An 8,058-nucleotide genomic window follows, 5' to 3' on the forward strand; every position below is an offset into this window, starting at 1 on the left:
GCCGGCAAGGCGGCCGGCGCCAGCGCCTGGCCATCCGCTCCCCGTTGTCCCAGCCAGACCCCGGCCGCCAGCAGCAACAGGGCAGCCGCCGCCCCTGTGCCATAGCGTACGGCGCGCCGGCCGCCCGGCGCGCCGCCGGCGACAGCCCCCGCCTTGCCGCCTTGCAGCGTGGTCAGGATACGGTTACGGTCGGCCTCGGCCTGCTGCGCTGGCGTCAATAAGCTGGGCCGGACCGAGGCCCTGGGGCTGTCGTCGTGAGGTCGCAAAATGTGAGCTCCTGTAATATTTGCAAGAGATTACGCTATTCAACAAAATCATGACGCGTGCCATAAAATCAACAGTGCGCACCCCCGCACAATTGAAATGCACAGTCCGTTAATTAGCAGTTTTGTAAGATATACTCCTGAGCAATATCGGTGCCCCCGCCATGGCATTAGGCCGGGGATATCACAAATTCTGCAGCCCAACATTCTTTTGATTGAGGTGCGCGTGTTCCTACTCGCGGTGGCACTGTATTTCATACTGGCATGCCTGATCAGTTGGCTGGCGCTGTTTCCGGCCGGCCGCGATTTTGTCGTGCAAGCCATGAATGGCGCGGAACAGCGCCTCGCCGCGTACTACCGCCGCCTTGCCAGAAGCAGGCAGGCGGGCCTGGCCAGCGTGTGCCAGGGCGGGACTGCCGCGCTCGGCCACACGGCCGCCTTCCTGCGGCGCCATTACCTGCTGTGCCTGGCGGGCATGGCCGTGATCAGCCTGCCGACGGTCCTTGCCCTCATGGCCGACAGCAAGCGCATGCTGGGCGCCTACGATGTGTCGACGCGCGAAATGAATGTCCAGGTGGCCAACCTGCTGCAGGGCGAGCAGCTGGTGCCGCCCGTCGACCTCCCGCCGCTCGTGTTTGCCACGGAAGAAGTACGGCTGGCGCGGCCCCTGCTGGTCTCGGCCAGCCGCAACTGGACACTGTTGAATACGGAATACGCGCAACGTTTGTTGCTTATCTTTAAAATAATGAAAGAAAAGCATGGCTACGACATGGCGCTGCTGGAAGGCTATCGCAGTCCGGAGCGGCAAAACACGCTGGCGGCCATGGGACCGAGCGTGAGCAACGCGGCCGCGTTTCAAAGCTGGCACCAGTACGGCCTGGCGGCCGACTGCGCGTTTTTGCGCGACGGCAAGCTGGTCATCTCGGAAAAGGACCCGTGGGCCATGCGCGGCTATCAATTGTATGGCGAAGTGGCCGAATCGGTGGGCATGACGTGGGGCGGACGCTGGAAAATGATGGATTTCGGGCATACCGAGCTGCGTTTGCCCGGTGTGATGAAGAAAAACTGAGAGGAGCGCATATGGCGGGTCCGGTAATCAGATTGGGCGATAAAACCTCGCACGGCGGTACCGTGCTCGAAGCATCGGCCGTGAGCGACAGCGGCGGCATCGGCATCGCGCGGGTGGGCGACAAGGTGGCCTGCCCCCTGCCCGGCCACGGCGTCTGTCCCATCGTCAGCGGCGACCCGAGCCTGGTCGTCGATGGCCGCCCCGTGGCCCGCCACGGCGACAAGACCAGCTGCGGCGCGGTGCTGATCGCCAGCCAGCAGAGCACCACGGACCAGGCATGAGCGCGCGCCTGCACAAGGAAGAGCGCTGATGCGCGCGTGGCTGCGGCGCTGCCTGCTGGTGCTGGCCGTGTTTGCGCTGTGCTGGGGCGGCGCCATCTGGTACTGGCGCGCCAGCACCAGTCCCGGCGCGGGCGCCAACCTGCCCGGCGTGCCCATGCCGCTGACGGACGCCCCGGGCACAGCCGGCGTGGCCGGTCCCATCGTGGTGGTGCCGGTCCCCGGCGCCGCGCAGCCCGAGGCCACGCCCTCGCCCGCGACCTTGCCGCCGGACTACCCGCGCGATGCGCGCCAGCCAGCCGGTGCGGCGGACCAGCAGGCGATGAGCCAGCAGGCGATGATACAGGCGGCCGCCCAGGCCGCCGTGGCGGCGCAGCTGGCGCACATGGCGCCGCCCGCACCGCCCAGCCTGCCTCCGGTGGCCGCGCCCGACAACAGCCAGATCCAGGTGCAGCGCAGCGCGGCCGCGCCGCAAATCAATCCCGGCGTGCAGCAAGCCTACCAGGCCTTCAACGGGGGCCAGCTGGATCTTGCTCGTCAGCAATATGAAACGGTGTTGCGGCAGGATGCCAACAACCGCGATGCGCTGCTGGGCCTGGCGGCCGTGGCCCTGCGCGAGAACCAGGGTGCGCAGGCGGCAGCCCTGTACGTGCGTTTGCTGGAAATCAACCCGGACGATGGCGAAGCGCTGGCCGGGCTGATCGGCCTGCGCCAGGGCGACGTGGTGCAGAGCGAGGCCAGGCTGAAAGCCATCCTGGCGCGCAGCCCCGACAGCGCTCCCGTGCTGTTTGCACTGGGTAATGTGTACGCCAAGCAGCGCCGCTGGAATGAAGCGCAGCAGCAGTTTTTCCGCGCCTACGGCGCCGCGCCCGGCAATCCCGACTATGCCTTCAACCTGGCCGTGGGCCTGGACCGCCTGAACCAGCCCAGGCTGGCCGCCACCTATTACCAGCGCGCACTGACCCTGGCGCAGACCACGCCCGCCGCCTTCGACCAGTCCGTGGTGCAAACGCGCTTGCGCGAACTGGCGGCCCCCGCGCCGGCGGCAGGCGCAAGCACAGGCCCGGCCCCGGCCGACCCGGCCATCATCATCACCCGTCCGGAATAAGCGCTACATGGCAGAACAGGCAAAACTTCCACTGGGAAAATTGCTGATCCAGAAAGGCGTGATCAGCGAAGACCAGCTGCGCATCGCCCTGATCGAACAGCGGCGCAGCAGCGAACCGCTGGGCAAGCTGCTGATCACTTTGGGCTTCGTCACGGAAGCCACCGTGCGCGAGGCGCTCAGCGAAAACCTGAAACAGGTGAGCGCGGACCTGTCCAGCCTGGTGGTCGACGCCATCGCCCTGAAACTGATCCCGAAGGACGTGGCCAAGCGCTACCGCGTCTTTCCCATCGTCTATGAACGGCAGGCGGACAACCTGATCCTGGCCATGGCCGACACCAGCAACATCGTCGCGCTCGACCAGATCAGCGCCATGCTGGTCAAGGGCATCACGATTTCCACGGTGCTCGTCAACGAATCCGACATTTCGCGCGCCATCGACCAGTACTATGGCTTCGAGCTGTCGATCGACGGCATCCTGCACGAAATCGAGACGGGCGAAGTCAGCTACCAGAGCATGGCCTCGCCCTCGGACGAGTACAGCCAGCCCATGGTGCGCCTGATCGACGCCCTGCTGGCCGACGCCGTGCAGAATGGCGCCTCGGACATCCATTTCGAGCCGGAACAGTCGTTCCTGCGCATCCGCTACCGCATCGACGGCATTCTGCGGCAGATCCGCAGCCTGCACAAATCGTACTGGCCCGCCATGGCCGTGCGCCTGAAGGTGATGTCGAACATGAATATCGCCGAGGCGCGCGCGCCGCAGGATGGGCGCATCAGCATCAAGTTTTCCGGGCGGCAAATCGACTTCCGCGCGTCCGCGCAGCCCACCACGCATGGCGAAAACGTCGTGCTGCGCGTGCTGGACCGGCAGAAAGGCATCGTGCCGCTGGATGCGCTGGGCCTGGCCGAGCCGGAACTGAACCTGTTGAAACTGATGATCGCGCGCCCCGACGGCGTGATCCTAGTGACGGGCCCGACGGGCAGCGGCAAGACCACCACCCTGTATTCGATACTCAACCATATCAATACGGAAAGCGTCAACATCATGACCCTGGAAGACCCGGTCGAGTATCCGATGAACATGATACGCCAGACCTCCGTCAACGAATCCGTCAAGCTGGGCTTTGCCGACGGCATCCGCTCGATGATGCGGCAAGACCCGGACATCATCCTCGTGGGCGAGATCCGCGACCGCGAAACGGCGGAAATGGCCTTCGCGGCCGCCATGACGGGCCACCAGGTGTATTCCACCCTGCACACAAGCTCGGCCATCGGTTCCGTGGCCCGCCTGCTCGACATCGGCATCCTGCCCGACATCATGGCGGGCAACATCATCGGCATCGTGGCGCAGCGCCTGGTGCGCCGGCTGTGTCCGCATTGCAAGGAAACGGTGATCGCCGACGACGTCGAGCGCCGCCTGCTGGGCCTGGCGGCGGACGATGCGCCCGTGTCCATCTGCCGCGCCGCGGGCTGCGAGCGCTGCGCGCACCACGGTTACAAGGGCCGCCTGGCCATCATGGAAATCCTCAAGATGACGGCCGAACTCGACGAATTGACGGCGCGCCGCGCCAGTTTGCGCGAGCTCAAGGCCGCCGCGCGCGCGGCCGGCTTCAAGGGCATCGTCGACGACGGCATGCGCCGCGTGCGGGAAGGCGCAACCACCCTGGAAGAAGTGGGCCGCGTGGTCGACCTGACGGAAAGGCTGCTCTGATGGCGCAATATGTCTACCGCGCCATGGATGCCGCCGGCGCCCTGATTCCCGGCAGCATGGAGGCGGCCAATGTGCCGGACCTGGAAGCGCGTTTGCACCGCATGCAGCTCGACTTGATCGACTGCAAGATCACGGGCCAGTATCTGGTGCTGCTGGGCAAACGCATCATCCACCGCCGCGACCTCATCAATTTCTGCTTCCACATGGAACAATTGACGGGCGCGGGCGTGCCCATCCTGGAAGGCTTGAACGACTTGCGCGAAAGCACGGACCACCCGCGCCTGCGCGAAGTCGTCACGGATCTGATTGAAAGCATCGAGGGCGGCCTGCCCCTGTCGGGCGCACTGGCCCAGCATGGCGACATCTTCGACGCCACGTTTACCAGCCTGATACTGGCGGGCGAACAGAGCGGCAGGATCGCCGACGTGTTCAAGAACCTGTCGGAAAGTCTGAAGTGGCAGGACGAGCTGGCCTCGCAGACGCGCAAGATCATCATGTACCCCATCATCGTGGCCATCGTCGTGGCGGCCGTGACGTTTTTCCTGATGATCTACCTGGTGCCCCAGCTGACGGCGTTCATCCGCAACATGGGCGGCGAGCTGCCGCTGCATACGCGCGTGCTCATTGCCGTATCGAATATCTTCATCGATTACTGGTATCTGCTGCTGAGCTTGCCTGTGCTGCTGTTCTTCGGCCTGCGCGCGCTCGTCCGCCGCAGCGATGGGGCACGCCATGCGTGGGATGGCTTGAAACTGCGGCTGTGGCTGATCGGCCCCGTGCTGCACAAGATCATCCTGGCCCGCTTCGCCACGTTTTTTGCCCTCATGTATGCGTCCGGCATCACCATCCTCGAATGCATCCGCCTGTCCGAAGGCATCGCCGGCAACCAGGTGGTGGCGGCCGGCCTGCGCCGCGCCGCCCAGCTGATCAGCGAAGGCTACGGCGTCACCGCCGCCTTCCAGCATACGGGCATCTTCCCGCCGCTGGTGATCCGCATGCTGAAAGTGGGCGAAGCGACGGGCTCGCTGGACACGGCCTTGCGCAATGTCAGCTATTTCTACAACCGCGAAGTGAAGGAATTGATCGAAAAAGTGCAGGCCATGATCGAGCCCGCCATGACGGTGATCCTGGGCCTGCTGCTGGGCTGGATCATGCTGTCCGTGCTGGGGCCGATTTACGACACCATCAGCACGATAAAAACTTGAGATTCGAGGCCTGAGACCGCCGTGTTCCGCAAACAATTACTCTACATCACCAGCGACGCCCTGTGCGCCTACGACTGGAACCATGGCGTGCTGGGGCCAGGCCACGTCTTTCCCGCCAGCGCGGCCGGACTGGACGGCTTCGCCGCGTGGCTGGAAGATCCGCAGGCACAGCGCTCAAACGTGCCCGCCTACCTGCTGACGGACCTGATCGAGGAAGATTTCCAGCGCCAGCTGCTGCCCCACGTGCGCGGCAAGGCGGGGCGCGCCCTGCTGGCACGGCGCAAGCAGCAATTGCACCGCGACACGCCCTACCGGGGCAGCACCCTGCTGGGCCGCGAAAGCACGGGCCGCCACGACGACCAGGTGCTGTTCTTCGCGCTGACCAACCCGTCGCTGCTGCAGCCATGGACGGAAGCGCTCGAACACTTGCGCGTCCCCGTGGCCGGCATCTATTCGACCAGCCTGCTCAGCATCGCCCTCGTAAAAAAACTGTCGATCGCGCACGAACACCTGCTGCTGGTGACGCAGCAATCGGGCGGCTTGCGGCAAAGCTACTACGAAAACGGCCAGCTGCGCTTTTCGCGCCAGACGGCCACCATCGCGCTCGACGGCGTGGCCGTGAATATCGCGCTGGAAACGGAAAAAACGCGGCAATTTCTCACCAGCACGCGCATGCTGGCGCGCGGCGACGTGCTCAATACCGTCATCCTGGCGCCGGCCGCGCAGATCGCCAAGCTCGAACTGCTGTGCGACAACGGTGTGGAAGTGGCTTACCACTTCATCGACCTGCAGCTGGCCGGCGCGCGGGTGGGCTTGCGCCAGACGCCCGCCTTGGCCGACGAATTGCTGCTGACCTTGCTGGGCAAGCAGCCGCCGCCCAGCCACTACCCGCCCGGCGCGCTGGCCCGCTATTACCACTTCCAGCGCGCGCGCAAGACGCTGTATGGCGCCAGCGCGCTGATCGGCGCGTCGGCAGCCCTGTGGTGCGCGATTAACTTGCTCGGTGGCATCACCGACGACGGCGCCACGCAGCGCCTGGCGCAGGAGACGGCGTCGTACCAGGAACGCTACCGCAGCGTCATGTCGACACAGCCGCCCGCGCCGGCCAAGACGCAGAACATGAAAGTGGCCGTCACCCTGGGCCAGATGATCGCCAGCCAGGCGCCGGAACCGGGCCGGCTGCTGGGCCTGCTGAGCGCTGCGCTGGACCAGGCGCCGCAGGTTGCGCTCAGCCAGCTGCACTGGCATGCGGGCCAGGCGCCCGCGCGCGCGGCCGGCAGCCAGCCAGCGCAGCAGCAGCAGCAGCAGCAGCAACAGCAGCAACAAGGCGGGCCGCCCGGCAGCGCCCTGGCCGGCATTCCCCTGGCGCCGCCGCAGGCGCTGCGCCTGGAAGCGGACGTGGCCATGCCGAACAATGACTACCGCGCGGCACTGGCCGCCATCACGGCCTTCGCGCAAACCCTGGCGCGCCAGCCCGGCATGCAGGTGACCATCGAAGAAACGCCGCTGGACCTGCGCTCCAGCGTGGCCCTGTCCGGCAAGAGCGCCGCGCCCGCGCCGGACAGCCAGGCCCGCTTTACCCTCCTGCTCGCGTGGCAGCCATGAGCGGCCCCGTCAAGCAGCCGCCCCTGCCCGGCATGAAGCGGGCCGGCACGCCCACGCGCACCCTGCCCGCCTGGCTGGGCGAACTGCATCTGGTGCGCGGCGCCCTGCTGTGCTTTGCGCTGACCCTGCTGGCCAGCCTGCTGCTGCTGAGCCTGACCGCCGCCTACCGCATGCGCGCAGCGCAGCAGCTGGACCTGGCCCAGCATACGCGCGCGGCGGCGGCCACCCTGTTCAACCACGCGGAAGCGGAAAAGCAGGAAATCCGCGCCTACGAACCGCAGTTCCTGGCCCTGCGCCAGCGCGGACTGATCGGCGAGGAAAACCGCCTGGCCTGGATCGACGCCATCCGCCGCAGCCAGGAACAGCGCAAATTATTGCCGATCAGCTATGACATCAGCCCCCAGCAAGTACTGCAAGTGCCGTTGCCCCTGGTGATGGGGCAATATCATCTGCGCGGCAGCCGCATGCGCCTGCAGATGGATATGCTGCACGAGATGGATTTGCTGAACCTGTTTGACGATTTGCGCCTGGCCGGCTATTTCGCCGTGCAGGACTGCACGCTCAAGCGCCAGGCATCGGCCGGGGCCGGCAACGGGGCAACGCCCACCCTGGGCGCCGAATGCGAGCTGCTGTGGCTGACCCTGGGCAGCGTGCCCGTGCTGGGGCGGCCATGAGGCGCGCCCTTGTCCTGGGCGCGCTGCTGGCCGGCGCCGCGCTCGCGGCCCAGGCCCAGGCACAGCCGCCCCAGCTGGGACGCTTGTTCCTGTCGCCCGAACAGCGCGCCCAGCTCGACGCGCAGCGCTACGGGGCGCCCGCGGC

General features: G+C 66.2%; 7 protein-coding genes and 1 pseudogene. 7 read left to right on the plus strand and 1 reads right to left on the minus strand.

All coding sequences use genetic code 11. The annotated features are described in order from the left end of the window. Positions 1 to 266 (minus strand): annotated as a pseudogene (locus GCN74_RS27730) (hypothetical protein); the annotation flags it as partial. A 223-nt stretch (positions 267 to 489) separates the two neighbouring features. Here GCN74_RS27730 and GCN74_RS27735 point away from each other — a divergent pair. The 7 genes from GCN74_RS27735 to GCN74_RS27765 are packed head-to-tail and all read left to right on the plus strand — an operon-like array spanning position 490 to position 7,913. Further along, positions 490 to 1,332, plus strand: coding sequence for a M15 family metallopeptidase (locus tag GCN74_RS27735; RefSeq protein WP_193317469.1), 843 nt, complete (start codon positions 490 to 492; stop codon positions 1,330 to 1,332). A gap of 11 nt (positions 1,333 to 1,343) precedes the next feature. Further along, positions 1,344 to 1,613 carry a PAAR domain-containing protein gene (locus GCN74_RS27740; RefSeq protein WP_152259642.1) on the plus strand — a complete coding sequence of 90 codons (270 nt, stop codon included), beginning with the start codon at positions 1,344 to 1,346 and terminating at the stop codon, positions 1,611 to 1,613. Positions 1,614 to 1,641: 28 nt separating this feature from the next. Then, complete coding sequence (locus tag GCN74_RS27745) at positions 1,642 to 2,718, plus strand: tetratricopeptide repeat protein (RefSeq protein ID WP_152259643.1); 1,077 nt, start codon at positions 1,642 to 1,644, stop codon at positions 2,716 to 2,718. A 7-nt stretch (positions 2,719 to 2,725) separates the two neighbouring features. Further along, positions 2,726 to 4,429, plus strand: a complete 1,704-nt coding sequence (locus GCN74_RS27750) for a GspE/PulE family protein (protein ID WP_152259644.1) — start codon at positions 2,726 to 2,728, stop codon at positions 4,427 to 4,429. Next, positions 4,429 to 5,634, plus strand: coding sequence for a type II secretion system F family protein (locus GCN74_RS27755; protein WP_152259645.1), 1,206 nt, complete (start codon positions 4,429 to 4,431; stop codon positions 5,632 to 5,634). The genes GCN74_RS27750 and GCN74_RS27755 overlap by 1 nt, the downstream gene beginning before the upstream one ends. Before the next feature lie 21 nt (positions 5,635 to 5,655). Further along, complete coding sequence (locus tag GCN74_RS27760; RefSeq protein WP_152259646.1) at positions 5,656 to 7,239, plus strand: hypothetical protein; 1,584 nt, start codon at positions 5,656 to 5,658, stop codon at positions 7,237 to 7,239. After that, positions 7,236 to 7,913 carry a hypothetical protein gene (locus tag GCN74_RS27765; RefSeq protein WP_226939269.1) on the plus strand — a complete coding sequence of 226 codons (678 nt, stop codon included), beginning with the start codon at positions 7,236 to 7,238 and terminating at the stop codon, positions 7,911 to 7,913. Before GCN74_RS27760 ends, GCN74_RS27765 begins: the two co-directional genes overlap by 4 nt. Positions 7,914 to 8,058: the final 145 nt, after the last annotated feature.

The sequence above is a fragment of the Janthinobacterium sp. FT14W genome (assembly GCF_009208755.1).
Lineage (GTDB): Bacteria > Pseudomonadota > Gammaproteobacteria > Burkholderiales > Burkholderiaceae_D > Janthinobacterium > Janthinobacterium violaceinigrum.

Excerpts from the sequence above, each read along its gene's own strand:
- GCN74_RS27755 (WP_152259645.1), top strand. The coding sequence starts at position 4,429 with ATGGCGCAATATGTCTACCGCGCCATGGATGCCGCCGGCGCCCTGATT.
- GCN74_RS27745 (WP_152259643.1), top strand. The coding sequence starts at position 1,642 with ATGCGCGCGTGGCTGCGGCGCTGCCTGCTGGTGCTGGCCGTGTTTGCG.
- GCN74_RS27750 (WP_152259644.1), top strand. The coding sequence starts at position 2,726 with ATGGCAGAACAGGCAAAACTTCCACTGGGAAAATTGCTGATCCAGAAA.
- GCN74_RS27740 (WP_152259642.1), top strand. The coding sequence starts at position 1,344 with ATGGCGGGTCCGGTAATCAGATTGGGCGATAAAACCTCGCACGGCGGT.
- GCN74_RS27765 (WP_226939269.1), top strand. The coding sequence starts at position 7,236 with ATGAGCGGCCCCGTCAAGCAGCCGCCCCTGCCCGGCATGAAGCGGGCC.